The organism is Edaphovirga cremea (assembly GCF_003332275.1).
GTDB lineage: Bacteria > Pseudomonadota > Gammaproteobacteria > Enterobacterales > Enterobacteriaceae > Edaphovirga > Edaphovirga cremea.
The window spans coordinates 1-994 of record NZ_QOVA01000066.1 but is presented as its reverse complement, the minus strand read 5'-3'; the positions used below and the strand labels follow the sequence as shown (position 1 = coordinate 994).

Genomic DNA, 994 nt, shown 5'->3' with positions numbered 1-994 from the left:
CACTTCATGACAGAACGGAAGAGATTGATGAGATAAGGGTTGTCAGTGTGTATGTCTTTACCATATGGCGGCTTTCTGTACTCACTGGCGGCATAGAAAACTTTATCGGGAATGACGCGGGGGAAATAGCCCGAGATTTCTTTGATGTCGTTCGCTTTCGTACGATATGACGGGACATTTATTCCAATAAGCGCCTTATTTTTTAACAATTTTTCAATGGTAGAGGGATTCCAGACCCCCGTTTCGCCAGTCAGCGTTACCACATTTTTGTCATTCAGGATTTTAACAATCCCATTAAGAGATTGCCCTTCCAACCGCAGGCGAAATATTTCTTTAATCGTCCTGGCATGTTCAGGTATCAACTCGAAACTCTTCCCGTCATGGTCCATTTTCAACCAGCGTGGACAACTTCGGGTAATGATTTTTCCTGACGCCTCCGCCTCCTCCCTTTTCTTCTGCCATGCAGATTTCATGCGACGCGATTTGATTTCACTTTCCTCATTGGCACGCTGGGCAATGAGGATGGCTTTTATCAGGGAGTAAGGGTCATCCAAAGAATCAATCGTGTAATGCGTATGGTCGCTAAGGGTAACAACCTCGACACCGGCCTTTAATATGCGTTTGAGCCGCTCCGTGGCTTCACCAATTCTTTCCCGTGACAGGCGATCCAGGCTTTCCACCAAAAGAACCGTGCCGGATTCAATATAACCCCCCTCTACAGCCTCCATGAAGTCTGCGAATGCTCCACGCGTGGCGTGAGTGCCGTGATAAGCGCTGAGGCCCAAATCTTTATACGTCAGGTTGTCCAGCAAGTAATCGGGATGGGCATCAAGCCATTCCGCCACGAGCCGGTTTTGCCGTTTTAAAGAATCGCCATACTGCTGAACAGACGAGGAGAACCGGAGATACGCGATCGCTTTTTTCATGGCCCATCACCAAAACAGAGATGAAACCAGATACTGGCACACCTGAATTCAGAGGAAAGTGAATCCAG

Annotated in this window: 1 protein-coding gene; it reads right to left on the bottom strand. The window is 47.9% G+C overall.

All coding sequences use genetic code 11. The features are described from left to right. The coding region (locus DRI82_RS23665; RefSeq protein ID WP_170138754.1) for a recombinase family protein at nt 1-926 on the bottom strand (926 nt) is incomplete at its 3' end. Between the last annotated feature and the right edge of the window lie 68 nt (nt 927-994).